Source organism: Blautia sp. KLE_1732_HM_1032 (assembly GCF_025147905.1).
Taxonomy (GTDB): domain Bacteria; phylum Bacillota; class Clostridia; order Lachnospirales; family Lachnospiraceae; genus Blautia_A; species Blautia_A fusiformis.
This window is the reverse complement of the sequence record NZ_CP102266.1, coordinates 209292-227566: the sequence shown is the minus strand read 5'-3', so window position 1 is coordinate 227566 and position 18275 is coordinate 209292. Positions and strand designations below refer to the sequence as shown.

Annotated in this window: 11 protein-coding genes, 1 tRNA gene, 3 rRNA genes and 1 CRISPR repeat array; all 15 genes read right to left on the bottom strand. The window is 40.7% G+C overall.

All coding sequences use genetic code 11. The features are described from left to right. Nucleotides 1-30: 30 nt before the first annotated feature. The 15 genes from cas2 to NQ489_RS00975 all read right to left on the bottom strand — a co-directional run bounded on the left by cas2 (nucleotide 31) and on the right by NQ489_RS00975 (nucleotide 18018). A complete protein-coding gene (gene cas2 / locus NQ489_RS01045) occupies nucleotides 31-366 on the bottom strand; it encodes a CRISPR-associated endonuclease Cas2 (protein WP_021651247.1) in 336 nt (111 codons plus the stop codon). Next, nucleotides 344-1345: a CRISPR-associated endonuclease Cas1 gene (gene cas1, locus NQ489_RS01040; protein WP_044961404.1), complete on the bottom strand. Its 1002-nt coding sequence runs from the start codon at nucleotides 1343-1345 to the stop codon at nucleotides 344-346. The genes cas2 and cas1 overlap by 23 nt, the downstream gene beginning before the upstream one ends. 68 nt (nucleotides 1346-1413) lie before the next feature. Continuing rightward, a CRISPR array of direct repeats spans nucleotides 1414-3523; the repeat unit is 36 nt; unit sequence GTTTCCGTCCCCTGTCGGGGAACTACATTTCTCAAT. Nucleotides 3524-3679: 156 nt separating this feature from the next. Next, on the bottom strand, nucleotides 3680-4774 hold the full coding sequence (csm5, locus tag NQ489_RS01035) for a type III-A CRISPR-associated RAMP protein Csm5 (RefSeq protein ID WP_021651196.1): 1095 nt from the start codon (nucleotides 4772-4774) through the stop codon (nucleotides 3680-3682). A 2-nt stretch (nucleotides 4775-4776) separates the two neighbouring features. After that, nucleotides 4777-5676 carry a type III-A CRISPR-associated RAMP protein Csm4 gene (csm4, locus tag NQ489_RS01030; protein ID WP_021651197.1) on the bottom strand — a complete coding sequence of 300 codons (900 nt, stop codon included), beginning with the start codon at nucleotides 5674-5676 and terminating at the stop codon, nucleotides 4777-4779. Between the two features lie 36 nt (nucleotides 5677-5712). Next, entirely contained in the window at nucleotides 5713-6378 is a 666-nt protein-coding gene (gene csm3, locus NQ489_RS01025) for a type III-A CRISPR-associated RAMP protein Csm3 (RefSeq protein WP_021651198.1), read from the bottom strand. A 12-nt stretch (nucleotides 6379-6390) separates the two neighbouring features. After that, complete coding sequence (gene csm2, locus NQ489_RS01020) at nucleotides 6391-6786, bottom strand: type III-A CRISPR-associated protein Csm2 (protein ID WP_021651199.1); 396 nt, start codon at nucleotides 6784-6786, stop codon at nucleotides 6391-6393. Then, nucleotides 6776-9151, bottom strand: a complete 2376-nt coding sequence (gene cas10 / locus NQ489_RS01015) for a type III-A CRISPR-associated protein Cas10/Csm1 (protein WP_044961368.1) — start codon at nucleotides 9149-9151, stop codon at nucleotides 6776-6778. Before cas10 ends, csm2 begins: the two co-directional genes overlap by 11 nt. Continuing rightward, nucleotides 9144-9884 carry a CRISPR-associated endoribonuclease Cas6 gene (gene cas6, locus NQ489_RS01010; RefSeq protein ID WP_021651201.1) on the bottom strand — a complete coding sequence of 247 codons (741 nt, stop codon included), beginning with the start codon at nucleotides 9882-9884 and terminating at the stop codon, nucleotides 9144-9146. Before cas6 ends, cas10 begins: the two co-directional genes overlap by 8 nt. Before the next feature lie 469 nt (nucleotides 9885-10353). Continuing rightward, nucleotides 10354-11865, bottom strand: coding sequence for a caspase family protein (locus NQ489_RS01005; protein ID WP_021651203.1), 1512 nt, complete (start codon nucleotides 11863-11865; stop codon nucleotides 10354-10356). 3 nt (nucleotides 11866-11868) lie between these two features. Continuing rightward, the gene (locus NQ489_RS01000) at nucleotides 11869-12072 is read right to left on the bottom strand and encodes a hypothetical protein (RefSeq protein WP_021651204.1); all 204 of its coding nucleotides are present in this window, start codon (nucleotides 12070-12072) and stop codon (nucleotides 11869-11871) included. A gap of 30 nt (nucleotides 12073-12102) precedes the next feature. Next, a complete protein-coding gene (locus NQ489_RS00995; RefSeq protein ID WP_021651205.1) occupies nucleotides 12103-12630 on the bottom strand; it encodes a hypothetical protein in 528 nt (175 codons plus the stop codon). Between the two features lie 247 nt (nucleotides 12631-12877). After that, nucleotides 12878-12948 (bottom strand) — tRNA-Trp (locus tag NQ489_RS00990). A gap of 117 nt (nucleotides 12949-13065) precedes the next feature. Further along, a 23S ribosomal RNA gene (locus NQ489_RS00985) occupies nucleotides 13066-15952 on the bottom strand. A 349-nt stretch (nucleotides 15953-16301) separates the two neighbouring features. Next, nucleotides 16302-16419 (bottom strand): 5S ribosomal RNA (gene rrf / locus NQ489_RS00980). Nucleotides 16420-16488: 69 nt separating this feature from the next. Then, nucleotides 16489-18018 (bottom strand): 16S ribosomal RNA (locus tag NQ489_RS00975). The 16S, 23S and 5S rRNA genes sit together here with 1 tRNA gene alongside, the layout of an rRNA operon. Nucleotides 18019-18275: the final 257 nt, after the last annotated feature.

Here is an 18275-nt window from a genome sequence, read left to right as displayed (position 1 = left end):
TACTCCCTTTTTTATATTTTTCATTAGAACTTATATTAAGATAATTTCTTCATCAAATTCTGGCACCTCTCCCCAGGAAATGACTTTTTCTCTTCCTGACACCTTATATATCCTGACGCTGTCTTCACATTTATCGATATAATGAGGAATTTCCTCAATCAATTTATTGTATCGTTGTTTTGTCAACATTGCTTCAAAAGCCGATTTTTGCACCCTTATTCCATAACCAGATAAAAGTTTGGCAAATTTTACTCTTTTTTTGTTCTCTACAATATCATAAATGATCAGAATAAATTCCTTATCTGATTCCAACTCTTCTGATATCTGAAAATAATAGTCTTCATCATCGAATGGTAATTGGCTCATAAAGATTTGCATCCCCTTCTTCTATTGCTTTTGCCAGATGTTCCATTTGCAAAAAAATGCCTCTTCGAAAGCTTACTGCATAATCCACGTATTTTAAATATCGCACTTCTGTCTGGAATTTACGCTCCAGCTTATTCAGATATATTTTCAGACCATCTCTCGTCAGATAACATCCTGGCTCATCCATGCTGAAATTAAAATGTTCTTTTTGTATCTCATGTCCATTGATCATACTCATTGCAGTTGCATCTACAATTACTGCTCGCCACTCTTCCATCATATCACTTGCCAATGTTGGATGTTTTTCTGCATCCCTATGAATAAAACCGAAATAAGGATTTAAGCCTTTCATTTCTATTTTACAATACACTTCATTCATTAATATTGAATAGCCCAAACTGATCATAGAATTAAATTCATCTCGTGGTGGTCTATGACTTCTTCCTTGAAAAGAAAACTCTTTATCAATGCAGGCTGCCAGTCCTTTAAAATAATATTTAGCCGCCTGTCCTTCAAAACCGATCATTTCCTCAATTCTATTACAAGTCATGATCTTATTTTTACAGATTGTCAACATTTTTTGCTCTTCTTCCAGGTTAATCCCTCTGCTTTTTTCATATCGACGTAATACTACACTTTGATTTTTAATCTTTGCACAAAGAATCTTCATAGCAAGCGTTGCAGCAAATTCTGTATCATAAAGAGCACTTTGTTTTCTCTGTCTTGACACATTAACATGTCCTGTTGAAATCAACCGGCCAAAATATTTCCCGCCCTTCGAAAAATAGCTTACCGGAATCCCTCTGCTCATACATTCTTCCGCACACTGAGTTGTCATTTGTGAACGTCCCATGATCGTAATTCCATCTAAAGATTCAATTGGAATAAGACGTTTCATACCGTCCTTATAATTCACAGTACATTGATTTGCTTCAACTCCGATAGTCGCTCCATTTTCATTCACATACAAAAATCCCATTTTCCACCTCCGCATATTACATGTTATCAATAAAGTTTATTGTTCTGTGCTCGAATAAATGGATAGATATTTTCGTCCCCTGTCGGGGAATCACATTTCTCAATGGACATGGTGAAAGCACTTGGTGATAAGTTTGTAGAGTTTCTGTCCCCTGTCAGGGAACTACATTTCTCAATAATAAACAAATATTTAATGCAAAACAAAAAAAGTTTCCGTCCTCTATCGGGGAACTACATTTCTCAATGGAACCCCAAGGACTGTTAGCTCAGCTGGTGGAGCAGTTTCCGTCCCCTATCGGGGAACTACATTTCTCAATTATGTGTTGTGATTATAGCATTAATTATCAGACACGTTTCCGTCCCCTGTCGGGAAACTACATTTCTCAATTAAACAGAGCAACATTGACCGGATTCGTAACTGAGTTTCCGTCCCCTGTCGGGGAATTACATTTCTCAATCCTTATTAGTTATGCTTATGAGTGCAATATTCGCTGTTTCCGTCCCCTGTCGGGGAACTACATTTCTCAATTGAGAAGGACTACGATGACCCGGAAGCATATGAGTGCAAAGTTTCCGTCCCCTGTCGGGGAACTACATTTCTCAATGGTGGCAAGAAATTCACCAAGTCCGAATATACAGTTTCCGTCCCCTGTCGGGGAACTACATTTCTCAATCAGATCCGGCAAAAGTCAAGAAATGATAACTGGTTTCCGTCCCCTGTCGGGGAACTACATTTCTCAATGATACTGTCTGAAATCTAATTCTTAAAGTTTCAAAATGTTTCCGTCCCCTGTCGGGGAACTACATTTCTCAATCAGATCCGGCAAAAGTCAAGAAATGATAACTGGTTTCCGTCCCCTGTCGGGGAACTACATTTCTCAATTTCCAGAAAGGAAATAAATTATGAAAAAATATATTATTACGTTTCCGTCCCCTGTCGGGGAACTACATTTCTCAATGATAATTTTGGAACTGAAGCGGTGACAGGTTATTGTTTCCGTCCCCTGTCGGGGAACTACATTTCTCAATTACTTGTTTTCTATCAATGATACATAAAAACAAGTCGTGGTTTCCGTCCCCTGTCGGGGAACTACATTTCTCAATCAGTAAAGCGCTCACTTTCCGATATCGAGAAAATCATGTTTCCGTCCCCTGTCGGGGAACTACATTTCTCAATTTGAAAAAGCTGAGCGTTGAAAACTATAAGAAAGTTTCCGTCCCCTGTCGGGGAACTACATTTCTCAATAGTAGACTGGTCGATAGTAGCAATCGTACTCAGCGTTTCCGTCCCCTGTCGGGGAACTACATTTCTCAATACAAAAAACACAACTTAAAATAGGAGGAAAACAAAGTTTCCGTCCCCTGTCGGGGAACTACATTTCTCAATCTTCCCAAAAGTATCAAATACGCCGGAGAATTAAGTTTCCGTCCCCTGTCGGGGAACTACATTTCTCAATTTCTTATTAAATGGATTTCACAACGCCATGTGGGTTTCCGTCCCCTGTCGGGGAACTACATTTCTCAATTTCTTTCTAAACTTGCAGAGCTTGACAAGTTAGGCGTAAATCGTTTCCGTCCCCTGTCGGGGAACTACATTTCTCAATTACATCGCCAATTTTAATAAAAAAGTTGGTGAGACATGTTTCCGTCCCCTGTCGGGGAACTACATTTCTCAATGGAATACACATACTTTTGAAATTGTGGAGAAAATCCGTTTCCGTCCCCTGTCGGGGAACTACATTTCTCAATTAGATGAAATATTAAGTATCATTGTAGCATTAACATAGTTTCCGTCCCCTGTCGGGGAACTACATTTCTCAATAGGTTAACTACCAGCTGGTCTGTAGTAGGTGTCTTAGTTTCCGTCCCCTGTCGGGGAACTACATTTCTCAATTTGTCTGTATATCCTTTAATTTCTGCATGCATGTTTCCGTCCCCTGTCGGGGAACTACATTTCTCAATCCTTACAATTGGATTTAAAAGCACCTCGTTCCATATAAGTTTCCGTCCCCTGTCGGGGAACTACATTTCTCAATAACAAGAGATCAGTTAGAAAAATTCAATGGAAAATGGTTTCCGTCCCCTGTCGGGGAACTACATTTCTCAATAATGGCTCCGTACTGGATGGGGAGATAAAAAGACCGTTTCCGTCCCCTGTCGGGGAACTACATTTCTCAATACCATCCCTACAATCCCGCCACCAGTCTGGGCTCATGGTCGGGATTGCGTGGGAAAAATATTTTTGGAAAAACAAATAAAATTCATTCGCTTAAATCGGCAGCAAACTCAGTATTTAAGCCATGCGCGGCAAAATCCAAACAGATATTCTCTTTTATTAAGAAATATCAATTTCACATTGTCCCATCATATATTCTTTCCCCTGATAGCGGGTACATTTCAAAATATGTGGTGAAACCCTCATTCTTGTATCTTTATAATGTTTATGATCTTGTGGCACACCTGTTCTGTCAAAGATATCTTTTGTTATTTCAATACCTTCTCTTTCACCAAACATAGGATAAACAACCGTTTTTGAAACAAAACCACTTCCACCACCAAGAAATACTGTATTAGGTTTACCTCTGTCACATCTCGGAAATTTACTCTGGAACACCTGATAATACTGCTCATAAAACAATTTTACTGCATCCAAAATATCCTCAATTTTTAGATTACATTCTGTTTCATCTATTGTCAATGAGCTTTTTATCACAGTTCCAGGTTTAATACACTCTCTCAGAAGATTTAATGTTTTATATGATCCATCTACATGTTGTTCCCACTTCTGACATAAAACAATATCTTCTCTACTCAAAGGTTCACTATCGCCTACGATAATGCCAGACATATTGTCAAATTCCACATCTTCTTTATCCGTATGCTTTAATGTACAAAAAGCCTTTTTTTCAATTATTCCAATATTTCGATTCAAAATTTTACGATTTTTTCTCCCAGTACTTAATTCACTCCTGATCTGACTCTGATCCCTTTTATACTTTATCTGATCTTGAGCAATATCCTTGCTAAGTAAAATCGTTCTAAGCATTCCTTTTAATGAGCTTCCCGGTACATACAGATTTCCATAAGGATCTGTCACGCATGTCATAATCTGCAATTTGCCTTTTTCTTCGGAGCGGTCTCCTACATTTTCTGTATATTTCATACACCTTTTCAGATCTGTAAGCGAAACATGGTTTCTGATACTCCAATGTTTTAAATCCTCACGTGTATCCTCAACCATAAAACGCTCAAGATCATTCTGTATATGCAATTTTTGTGCCAGAAAATACAGTTTCGCAGCATCCACAACTCCAATTGTATTCCTGTTCAGAAAAACATATTCTTTCTTTTGTATTTGATTCCCATCACCTATGAATACCGGACCTTTTACAGTCAACTGTATCTGATATGTTTTTAATTTCTGTCCCATTTTTATACCCCCATGAAAAAAGCTTTTGCATAACGGAATATTGGATGAGTTCCACCATTTCTTTCTTCTATGACTTTTCCTTTAAAAGTATTTACAAAACAGGAACCCGCAGAAAAAACATAAATATCACTTTTTCGCATTTGCTGAGTGGCATATGTCTGAGAATCTATAAATCCACTTCTTTTGAGCAAACTATATGTTGCTCCTTTCAAAATATCTTCAAGTTCTTCATCTTCGGGAAGTGCTGTTGATAAGAGTAAATGCAGCGACGCTTTTTGGGTCAACTGTTCTTTCATTTCTCTCGGAATATCACAAACCCTACATTTAAATCTTCCCATCCCAGAACTTTTTTTGCCACCTAATCCTGTATATTGGAGGCTTTCAAATAACTCGTCCAAACATTCCTGATCCTTTTCTGATTCCATTCCGGCTATTATATATAAACCGGAGCCATCTGTAAAATGATATGTACTTACACGATATGGCTGAGGCTCTTCCATTCCACGGATCCCTACTGAAACCTTCATTCCATTAGTTCCAAGATACTGCATATCTTCCATATGTTCTTCCGGAAACGTTCCATTTATAAAAGCTTCCACTGTGTTTACCGGAATATACTTTAAATTCTTAAACATTTTTTTCTGTCTGGAATTTCCTTGTTTCTCATTATCATCTACACGAACAGAGATCATTGGTTTAGGAATATAATAATTTTTCCCTATGTATGGAAATGCATCTGATAATACTATCCTGCCTTCTGAAACAGCATTCAAAAATTCTTTCTGCTTTTCCATCTTTAATGCTTCCTGAAACAATGCAGCAAATAATGTATCTGCATGAAAAGTGATCTCAGTACTGTCCAGATTTTTACTTCCGAAATGAACTCCTGTCAGAAATTCCAAACAATACAATTTATACTCCAAAATCCCTCTCCTCCATTATGCGTCTACGACTTCCTTGAGAATTTCATTACATTTATCAATTAATATATTATCGACATTGCCGATCACACCCTCTGCATGCACATTGTTGAACTGAATCTTACCATAACCACGAGATCCACTTCCTCCCAGATAATCGTACTGTAATAATTTCATTCCCTCTGCCAGAGTTTGCATATCTTCTATAAATTCCTGCTCATTTTCCATTTCATAGATCAGATCCAATCCAAAAACTGACCCTCTGACCGCTCTCTCAATCTGACGCGGATTCGCTACTGCAGTAAGTCTTGAAATAGAATTTTCAAATTTAACTTCCGTCATACTCTGAAGTCCTGCTTCTCTTAATTCCTGTTCATTTGCTAATACCATATCAGAAAACAAAATCCTGCTTCTTTTGATCTTATTTTTTTCTGAAGATCCAAATAATCTGCTGATACGCTCATGATCACCTTTCGGTTCTGTTATCTGCTCATTGAATTCTTTGGCAAGAAGACTTCTCATTTTTCCCTTTAAGGAACTACCTGGTATCATAGGAAGATTTGTTTTCACATCTTTCACAACAGGTGAATCTACTGCTCCTATTGCAGCAAAGGCTCCGCTTCCACCTATATGCATACCTGTCTTTACTAAAATATCTCCTGAAATCTGAATTTTTGCGTACATATTCTTTCCCCCTTACTGTTCTTTTCCACCATAATATTTATGAAACGCGATCAGCGCCTCCATATATCTGCTGAATAACAGATAATTTTTTTTGCTCTGTTTGATCTCCTTGAGTATCTCTAAAATTTCTGCCTGCTGCACAAATTCCTTTACTTTAGGTTCTCGCCCACATTCATACATAAAACGCACTCGAAGATACTCAATTCTTCCACAAATCTCATCATCCAGTTTTTCTGAAGACTTTGTAAGAACCTGATTGTAAATATCTGCATTCATAGCCAACAGATTTCTTATCTTAGAGGTTGTAACAATATTGATTTTTCCTCTATATTTTTGTTTTGAATCTTCCACCAATTTCTTTATAACATTTTCCGCTTTATCCACACAATTATTATCATTAATCCTCATCTTTACCCTCTCCTTTCCGATTCATATAAGCATAAAGATTAATTGCTGTTTTCAACTGTCTGCAATCCTGGTCTGATTGGATCCACTCATACATCTTTTTTGATAGCTGTCTGTATTTTTCTTTTTTCGGTCCTTCTTCTGATGGTTCCAGTCTGGAAAGCAGATACATCATCCTTGCAAAATTAATTTTTTCTTCATGTCCACGTACAAGTTCCAACATTCGGTACAAAAATGCCATACCTCTGTCTTCTAAATCCTCAAAGAACTCACTCAATGCTCTATATTTTTCCTGAATCACTTCCTGATCAAATTCTTCCCAGGAATATGTACCGTCACTGATTTCTTTTTCCTCTTCATCTTCTTCCACCAGATGTCGCTCACCATCTTCCATAATGGTTACTGCATTTTTTTTCGGCATTCTTTTCGATTCAGACTCCATAGCTCCAGTCTCCTGCGCGATAGCTGCAATAGGATATGAATCTTCATAAATACCAATACCTGCAGAAATGCTTAATGTTCCCTGTGTGTATTTTCGGAACATTTTTTGCAGATCTACAGAAAGCTCTATTACATCATTCCATGCACCGACAATAAATACATCATCTCCACCAGAATATACGATCGTGGCCTGACGTTCCTTTATACCTTCATTTCCTTCCAGCGAATATTCACCGTTTTTTAACAAAAATCGAATGTAATATTTAAAGAAAATAGATAACTGTCTGGATAATGCCGCAGTTCTCGACAAAGTCATATATCTGTCTCCATTTCTTTTACTCTGGAAACCGGATACAATAGCCTGTCCAAGGCTATCTACATCAGCACGTAAAACTCCAATTCTGTTAATTCCCTTTGATTTCTTTGCAAATTCCTCAAATGTATCTCCTGTAGTATAATCTCCCACCCATAATTTAGTCGCGATATGTTTTCCGGTATACATTTTATTCTTGGAATAAGCACGCACAAAATGATCATCCTTTTCCATTCGTCTGCTTAATGATTCTTTTGTATCTGCCACAAGGTAACAGCCTCCTGGTAATGGCATGCCCTTTTTTTCTTCTGAATTTCCCAGGACCACTGAAAAGAACTCACTATACAGAACATTCTTGGACAAGCTTTCTATTTTCCTGCATAATGGGCAAACACCTTCATCATCTACCCGCCCGATTCTTTTACAAACCCTACATTCTCTGGAATAATCCCTGAGTTTTTTATGGTTTAACTTAATAATATCCTGTGCACAATATCTATGTTGTTTCTGTTCTGAAAGCATTTTGCTCATCTCACGGAATAACTGTCCATAACTACCCTCCGGAATATTACGAAAAGCATTTCCAGTACATGCCACATAACCAAAAGCAACATACAATTCAATCTGAAACTGTTCCAGGAGCCATTCTTTTAATTCCTTTTGAAATTCATTTATCCTGTCAACTGTCTTTTTTGTGTTAGCCAGAAGCAGATAACAGTGCCCTCCGCCTGAATATAACAGATTCGCTCTGGACAGCTCCAGCTTATCAAGCAACAGATCAATGATATGTTCCATCATGATTTCAAGATAAAAAGATCTTGCACGTAAAGTTCTTAATGCATTTTTGGACGTGATCGTATAAATAAATTTCTGAATACCTGAAATATCCATTGAACATAATAAAAAAGCTTTTTTATCATAAAAATCCTTTTTATCCAGAAGCTCTTCTTTATATTTCAAATGGTTTTCATTTAAATAGTCATACATGCAACTGGCGATAGCAGCCGTAAGCTTTACATGATCAAACAGTGAAATATCACTTAGTTCTCCCTTTGAAGTAGAAGATGGTACATAAGTAAGATTTGATTCCATCACCGCTAACAATGAATTCAGATATTCGTCATTCCAATCCATTCCTTTGAAATTATCCAGCACTCTCTGTCGGATCTTCATATAAAACTCTTTTGAAAAACTTCTTTTTTCAGGAGTTGGATAATTAACATTCCCTTTATCTTCCATGTCCCCCGGAAGATAATAATATTCCTGATCATTTTCATTTAATATATTGAAAATACTCTGCAAAGGAACTGACAGATCAAATCCGGAAACATCTTCGCCCTCTTTCTTTCTCCTGTCTGCAAAAGCTGCAATATTATCTGCAAGATACACAATATACGCCAGATCATTTTCCTGCAGTTTTGCCCCCTTCAAAGCAGATATATGATGATATCTTACACAATTTAAAATTTCTTTATCATCAATACCACCATTTTCCTTTAAAAAATCATAACCGGAAATACTGTGATTTCTACGATCATCCCCCTCTCTGTATACTACTTTTCCAATATCATGAAGCAGACTTCCTATAATCAGTTTAATTTTTTCATCAGTCATCTTCATTCCTCCTGATATATTTCATTGCACCCATTCCCATTCCTGTCTTTATTCCAACACCGGAAAACTCTCCAAATTTTGCCAGCATCCTTACATACCTTGCCATTGTTTCCGGACCCTTGATATGGATACAAATATTTCCTATAAATCCTGTAATGTTCGTTTTTTCCAATGGAAACGGTATTGTCTGTAAGCGATATCTTACAATCTCACTTTGTGTCACAAGTTCTTCTAATGTATCTTCATCATACATATTAAACTCTTCCGATGCAGCACTGAACTTTCTCATAAGGCTTCCATATATTAAACTTAAATCTGGATATATTACATATTTTCCATCTCGTTTAAATGATGTGGGCGTTTTAAAACTTAATTCCAAATATCTGGAACATTTATTTTCATAGAATTCTTTTATCAGTTCTTTATCTTCTTTGATCCTTACTGTTTTATTTAATAAATTTACTGTTTTATTCTTTTTTCGTAACGTAATCGTATCAAGCTTTGTCATTGGAAGCAAAAGCATTTCGTAGGCTTCCGTATTTAATGTTTTAAGATACCAGATAGTTTTTCCTTCTTCTTTTAAAATGCATTGACTATATGGATTTAACTGATTTCCATGTAGCTTTTCCGCATATTCTGATGAAATATTCTCCATCAGTACTCCCTGCAAGTTTGATGACTGTTGAAAATTAATTTCGTTTGAATCAAATTCCACTTTAAGTTCTGCATACATTTAAAAAGCCTCCCATCACACCTTCTGCCCATCCTGCAGTAACGCCTGCTTCAGTTCATCCTCAATCTTGGCAAGCTCTGCCTGGGCTTCGCTGCGTTTTTTTGTTCCTTCTTCGTGGATCTTTACTAAATCCCAGAAACAATGCTTCCCATCCTATACCTGTTTTTCTTCTAATTGTCTTCATTCTTTCCCTCCAGTAAATCTCTTCCTTTGAATTCTTAATAAAAAAACATTACTCTCTCATTTTTGTAAAGAAAGTAATGTTTTCATCACACCGATATTATATTTACTACGAAATTTCACCTCAGTTCTGTCGATTTTATGTTATGTAAACTTCTTGCTTTGCTGTATTAAACTATGTGTGGTTTTTATCAGAATTCAACAATTTTCTTAATCAGATTATACGATTTTTATACATAAAAAGCAATTAATTATTGTCTAATTTGCATATTTGGCGTTAATTCAGACTTTATCTACCTTTTTCGTCAATTATTTTCAGCTTTTCCAGTCCTTCATAATACTTTCGAATGTTATTCTTTATCAGCCACTGGTTTCCATCTGTATATTCTTCATCTTTATTCAGCAAAAGTGCCATATCCAATACACAGCCTGCCAGATCTTCCACTATGTTGAAACGATCATGCAGATCATCTGGTACTGTGGGAATTTCCGTCATTTTAAAATATTCCTCATATACCTGTCGGATCCATTCTCTGTATGTTTCACGAATTTCTGAAATTGTTTTTGTCTGATTATCAATTTCTCTGATATCTGCAATATATCGTTCTGCCAAAGATGTAGTCTGGCATAACGTTTTCTGAATTCCGGACTCGAACTCCTCTCTGGTAAGTTCCGATTGCTGAAGTCTGCGCACGGATTCATAAAAAGAATCTGTAGTTACCCATATACCTCTTATTATTGAAGAATTTTTCTGTTCTGAATAATATTTCTTTTTCCCACTTCTGTCGCAGGCCCATATACTTCTGGCAAAATATCTATGATTGACCATATCACTCTCATCATGTCCAAAATAACACCATACAGCCCTGGCTGACATATTTTTAAATTTTGTTTCTGAAACTGCCGTAGAAAATACATTTAAATTTCGGACATAGGATACAATCTCTTTCGTTATTAATGCTAATTGCTTTTCTGCACAATATTTCTCCGATATCATTACAAATACTGCCAAACGTTTTTCTTTCCTTGAAGATAATGGCTCTACATTTCTTATTGTATAATTTTCTGCTTTCAGATACACTTGTAAAGTCTCATACGAAGTATATTTCTCCACCTCAAAGTATATGGTACCACCGATTCTCCCTCGATATATTGGATGCTGCATCTTATTAGGGTTGTTTTTATTCCATGCTTTTGCAATAGCTAATACTTCCTCATGGATATCAAAAATAGAAATTTTTCCTTTATGGATTCTTCGATTAACAGTCATTGCTGTTGTTAACATTCCTGTATACAAACTGTGGTTCTTCCCGGGTCCGAGCCATGAACTCTCATTAGATGATGAAGAAGCAAGAACAACCGTTCCGTTTCCTGCAAAAGTAGTGATCGCTTCCTCCAATTTCATTTGTTTGGCTCCGGAAACATAAAATTTACCAGAATAACAGCAATCCAAAATAATAATTTTATTTTTTGATTTTAACTTTTCTACAAAATCAATGATGCTCTGAATATTGATCATTCCATCTGAAAAGCACAGATCTCCATTGCAGCCATGACCGGAAAAATACAAAATAAATCCATCCTCTTCCTCAATCATACTGGAAAATTCCATCAATGCACGCACAAAACTTCTCATCTTTACAATTCCAGAACTCCCTAGAGTTCTTATTGTATCCTTCGAAAGCCTTAGACCTTCTATTAATGCATTTTCCATTAATTTAAGATCCATCTCATAGGATGGAAGGCTCAAATTTTGTTCATATATTCCAACTGAAGTTAATAATGAGTAAAACTTTCCCATCTGTTATCTGACCTCATCTTTATTTTTTCCATATTTTCGACTCAATCGAATCACTGCATTTAATGCCTCCGCTTCATGGTTTGGTTCTTCGAATTCATCCGATGTATATTCATGAATATTTCCCAGCTGTTCATCTGTCATCTGTGTGACTTTTTCCACGATTTCTCCAATTTTTGCTGTTCTTTCCTGTTTTGTAAGTGATGACATATTAATTATCTCCTTTCCGGATCTTACCAGTTATTCTCCAAGTATTGGCTGCCCATATTCTTCTAAGGTGAAATTTAATGCCATAAGATCGTACACCTGATGCTCAATAAAATATTTTATGATCAGATCGCCTTTGTTAGGTGGAGAAAGTGCATATTCCGCCCTGGCTAAAAGATCTCTTGCTGCTTTTATATCCAACTTTAATGCAAATACAAGTGCCAGCACTGTACTCTTTCCGGGATGATAAGCTGGATTACTTCTAATCTTCGAAAATAATCTTCTGTCAATACATGCTCTTTTATATACTTCAACATCTGACATCCCACTCTTATCTATCAATTCAAAAAGCTTTTCATGAAAAGAATCTCCCGCTTCGTCCAAAAGATGCTGCAGATCCATGGACTGATCTCTGGTCAGTTCTTTTCGTTCAGGAATATCTACGAAGGGTGCATATTTTTCGTAAAGTATATTTTCATCTGTTACTGGTAAATATTCCTTATAATTTATTTCTATATATTGAGCCAGCTGTTCTATAAAGGCATTTTCCAAACTCATCATATATCTCCTATATTTTTATGATTATGCCTATATTTTATCATTTAAAAGAATGAAACTCTATGCAATCCTGGTTTACTATTTCTGTGTATTTATATTTTATTTCTATATATTACCTAATTGGTCTCCTGGTAGACGACAAATTAATAAAAAAAGATACCTTTTTCAAAGCATCTCATAAACAACAATATAGAAAATTAAAAAACGCTGAAAAATCCTGATCTACAAGACTTTTCAGCGTTACTAATAGCAGGGGATGAGAGAATCGAACTCCCACCAAAGGTTTTGGAGACCCCTATCATACCATTTGACCAATCCCCTATATACAAGAAAAAGTGGCTGTTGGCCACAAATTCTTTTACATTGTACTCTCAAAACTACATACATGCTTGTTGATCGTTAATCAAACTCTTTGAATCAATTCTTAACCTGCGTTTCTTGGTCAAGCCCTCACCCGATTAGTAACAGTCAGCTCCATGTGTTACCACACTTCCACCTCTGCCCTATCTACCTCGTCGTCTTCAAGGGGGTTTACTTCATAAGAATGGGATATCTCATCTTGAGGGGGGCTTCACGCTTAGATGCCTTCAGCGTTTATCCCTTCCGGACTTGGCTACCCGGCCATGGCTTTGGCAAGCCAACCGGTCCACCAGCGGTCCGTCCATCCCGGTCCTCTCGTACTAAGGACAGCTCCTCTCAGATATCCTACGCCCACGCCGGATAGGGACCGAACTGTCTCACGACGTTCTGAACCCAGCTCGCGTACCGCTTTAATGGGCGAACAGCCCAACCCTTGGGACCTACTACAGCCCCAGGATGCGATGAGCCGACATCGAGGTGCCAAACCACTCCGTCGATGTGAACTCTTGGGAGTGATAAGCCTGTTATCCCCAGGGTAGCTTTTATCCGTTGAGCGATGGCATTCCCACTTAATACCACCGGATCACTAAGCCCTACTTTCGTACCTGCTCCACCCGTCGGTGTCGCAGTCAAGCTCCCTTCTGCCTTTGCACTCTTCGAATGGTTTCCGTCCATTCTGAGGGAACCTTTGGGCGCCTCCGATACCCTTTCGGAGGCGACCGCCCCAGTCAAACTCCCCGCCTGGCATTGTCCCACCGCCGGATTACGGCGGCTGGTTAGAAGCCCAATATCACAAGGGTGGTATCCCAACAGCGGCTCCGCGGCAACTGACGTTACCGTTTCTCAGCCTCCCACCTATCCTGTACATGCAACACCGGACCCCAGTGCCAAACTGGAGTAAAGCTCCATGGGGTCTTTCCGTCCTGGCGCGGGTAGCCAGCATCTTCACTGGCACTTCAATTTCACCGGATGTATTGCCGAGACAGCGCTCAAATCATTACGCCTTTCGTGCGGGTCGGAACTTACCCGACAAGGAATTTCGCTACCTTAGGACCGTTATAGTTACGGCCGCCGTTTACTGGGGCTTAAATTCAAAGCTTCGACTTACGTCTAACCTCTCCTCTTAACCTTCCAGCACCGGGCAGGCGTCAGCCCATATACCTCACCTTTCGGTTTCGCATAGACCTGTGTTTTTGCTAAACAGTTGCTTGAGCCTATTCTCTGCGGCCTGCTCTCGCAGGCACCCCTTCTCCCTAAGTTACGGGGCCATTTTGCCGAGTTCCTTGGCAATACTTCTTCCGCCGGCCTTAGGATTCTCTCCTCATCCACCTGTGTCGGTTTACGGTACGGGTACAATATGAACGATAGCGGCTTTTCTTGACGCATGGCTCACGGGCTTCGCTACTAATCTTCGCTCCACATCACGTCTTCCCATTGCCACACGGATTTTCCTATGTGACTGGTACCTCGCTTGTACCGGGCTTTCCATTCCCGGCTCCCGCTCTCCTTACGTGTCCCCACAGTTCTGTCATACTGCAGTACAGGAATATCAACCTGTTGTCCATCGGCTACGGCTCTCGCCCTCACCTTAGGTCCCGACTCACCCAGGGCAGATCAGCTTTACCCTGGAAACCTTGGATATTCGGCCTAGAGGATTCCCACCTCTATCTCGCTACTCATTCCGGCATTCTCTCTTCCATGCAGTCCACAGCTCCTTCCGGTACTGCTTCTTCCCGCATGCAATGCTCCTCTACCAATCTTTTCAGATTCCTTAGTTTCGGTGGCGCGTTTCAGCCCCGGACATTTTCGGCGCAGGACCTCTCGACCAGTGAGCTATTACGCACTCTTTGAATGTATGGCTGCTTCTGAGCCAACATCCTGGTTGTCTTCGAAATCCCACATCCTTTTCCACTTAACGCGCACTTTGGGACCTTAACTGTAGGTCTGGGCTCTTTCCCTTTTGACCGCCCAACTTATCTCGTGCAGTCTGACTCCCGGTGATATCTACACGGCATTCGGAGTTTGATATTCTTCGGTAGGCTTTGACGCCCCCTAGGAAATTCAGTGCTCTACCTCCGCAAGACTCACACCGAGGCTAGCCCTAAAGCTATTTCGAGGAGAACCAGCTATCTCCGGGTTCGATTGGAATTTCTCCCCTATCCACACCTCATCCCCACCCTTTTCAACGGATGTGGGTTCGGTCCTCCACTACCTCTTACGGCAGCTTCAACCTGGACATGGATAGATCACCCGGTTTCGGGTCTACTCCTACTGACTCTGGCCCTATTAAGACTTGGTTTCCCTACGGCTCCACACCTGAAGTGCTTAACCTTGCCAGTAAGCGTAACTCGCCGGACCGTTCTACAAAAAGTACGCGGTCGTACATATAAAGTACTTCCACAGCTTGTAGACACAGGGTTTCAGGTTCTCTTTCACTCCCCTCCCGGGGTCCTTTTCACCTTTCCTTCACAGTACTATGCGCTATCGGTCACTAAGTAGTATTTAGCCTTAGGGGGTGGTCCCCCTTACTTCCCACAAGGTTCCTCGTGTCTCGTGGTACTCCGGATCCTGCTCAGTCAGCTCTGCTTTCACGTACGGGGCTTTCACCCTCTCCGGCCGGCTTTCCCAAAACCGTTCTGTTAACTTCGCTGAATCTTAAATGCAGTCCATGACCCCGGCATGCACGCACACCGGTTTAGGCTCCTCCGCGTTCGCTCGCCGCTACTTACGGAATCGATGTTTCTTTCTTTTCCTCCGGGTACTTAGATGTTTCAGTTCCCCGGGTTCCCTTCCATACGTTATGGATTGGCGTATGGATGCATGAGGTCTGCTCATGCGGGTTTCCCCATTCAGACATCTCCGGATCACGGGATATTTGCTCCTCCCCGAAGCTTTTCGCAGCTTATCACGTCTTTCATCGGCTCTTAGTGCCAAGGCATCCGCCCTGTGCCCTTATTGCTTGACCTTTCGCTTCATCACCCTAGCGTAGGTGATGCGGTCTCTTGATTCTCGTGTTACTACAGTAAGTGCTTTCTTCTCACGAAGTTTACACTCACGTTCGTAACGTATGTGTTTGATTACTCTGTTCATAACAGATAAATCGATGTCTTCCTATCTTTGCGTTTGCATTAATTTCTTAATACTTTGCGTTTAAGGATATTTGATTAACTTAATCAAATCTCATGTATGCAGTTTTCAAGGTACAATGCTGACTGATGTTTTATCAGCCATCTGAAAGGAAAATAGCTTTTTCTCTCAGATCACTGGTAAAACCAGCATCTATCTCATCAGGTTTCCCTGTCCTTCTTTTTTTGATCTGGCGCCCACCTGCTCTCCCACACCGTCTCCAGTGCAGTACCATCGGCCGATTGGGTCTTAACCGTCGTGTTCGGGATGGGAACGGGTGTGTCCCCCAACCGCATCGGCACCAGAAATATCATTATTCAGTTGCCTTGATAACTCAACAGTAAAACACATCTTGTTTCTCTACTTTTTCCTTAGAAAGGAGGTGATCCAGCCGCACCTTCCGATACGGCTACCTTGTTACGACTTCACCCCAGTCATCGGTCCCGCCTTCGGCAGCTCCTTCCTTGCGGTTAGGTCACTGACTTCGGGCGTTACTGACTCCCATGGTGTGACGGGCGGTGTGTACAAGACCCGGGAACGTATTCACCGCGGCATTCTGATCCGCGATTACTAGCGATTCCAGCTTCGTGTAGTCGGGTTGCAGACTACAGTCCGAACTGGGACGTTATTTTTGGGATTTGCCCACCCTCGCAGGTTCGCTTCCCTTTGTTTACGCCATTGTAGCACGTGTGTAGCCCAAATCATAAGGGGCATGATGATTTGACGTCATCCCCGCCTTCCTCCAGGTTATCCCTGGCAGTCTCCTCAGAGTGCCCGGCCGAACCGCTGGCTACTGGGGATAGGGGTTGCGCTCGTTGCGGGACTTAACCCAACATCTCACGACACGAGCTGACGACAACCATGCACCACCTGTCTCCTCTGTCCCGAAGGAAAGACACGGTTAAGAGTCGGTCAGAGGGATGTCAAGACTTGGTAAGGTTCTTCGCGTTGCTTCGAATTAAACCACATGCTCCACCGCTTGTGCGGGTCCCCGTCAATTCCTTTGAGTTTCATTCTTGCGAACGTACTCCCCAGGTGGAATGCTTAATGCGTTTGCGGCGGCACCGAATGACTTCGTCACCCGACACCTAGCATTCATCGTTTACCGCGTGGACTACCAGGGTATCTAATCCTGTTTGCTCCCCACGCTTTCGAGCCTCAACGTCAGTTACCGTCCAGTAAGCCGCCTTCGCCACTGGTGTTCCTCCTAATATCTACGCATTTCACCGCTACACTAGGAATTCCGCTTACCTCTCCGGCACTCAAGACGGGCAGTTTCCAATGCAGTCCCGGGGTTGAGCCCCAGCCTTTCACATCAGACTTGTCCATCCGTCTACGCTCCCTTTACACCCAGTAAATCCGGATAACGCTTGCCCCCTACGTATTACCGCGGCTGCTGGCACGTAGTTAGCCGGGGCTTCTTAGTCAGGTACCGTCATTTTCTTCCCTGCTGATAGAAGTTTACATACCGAGATACTTCTTCCTTCACGCGGCGTCGCTGCATCAGGGTTTCCCCCATTGTGCAATATTCCCCACTGCTGCCTCCCGTAGGAGTCTGGGCCGTGTCTCAGTCCCAATGTGGCCGTTCACCCTCTCAGGCCGGCTATGGATCGTCGCCTTGGTGGGCCGTTACCTCACCAACTAGCTAATCCAACGCGGGTCCATCTTATACCACCGGAGTTTTTCACACCGAGCCATGCAGCTCTGTGCGCTTATGCGGTATTAGCAGTCATTTCTGACTGTTATCCCCCTGTATAAGGCAGGTTACCCACGCGTTACTCACCCGTCCGCCACTAGAAACAATCTAAATCTGCCGAAGCTTCAATAAAAGGTTTCCCGTTCGACTTGCATGTGTTAAGCACGCCGCCAGCGTTCATCCTGAGCCAGGATCAAACTCTCTGATAAAATGTTTGATTCGTTTACTCAAGACAACCGTTTGGCTATCTCTCGTTTTTACTGCTTTTGGTTTGTTTAAACCGTTCTTTAAATGTAAAGAAATTTTCGAGAATCGTATGTGTTTCACTGTTTAGTTATCAAGGTTTGTTGTGTCTGTCTCTCAGACAGCTCGTTTATTTTATCTCATCTCTTTTTGTTTGTCAAGCACTTTTTTAAGTTTTTTTCAAACATTTTTGAGTTAAGATTTTGTTGTCGTTTCGTTGACG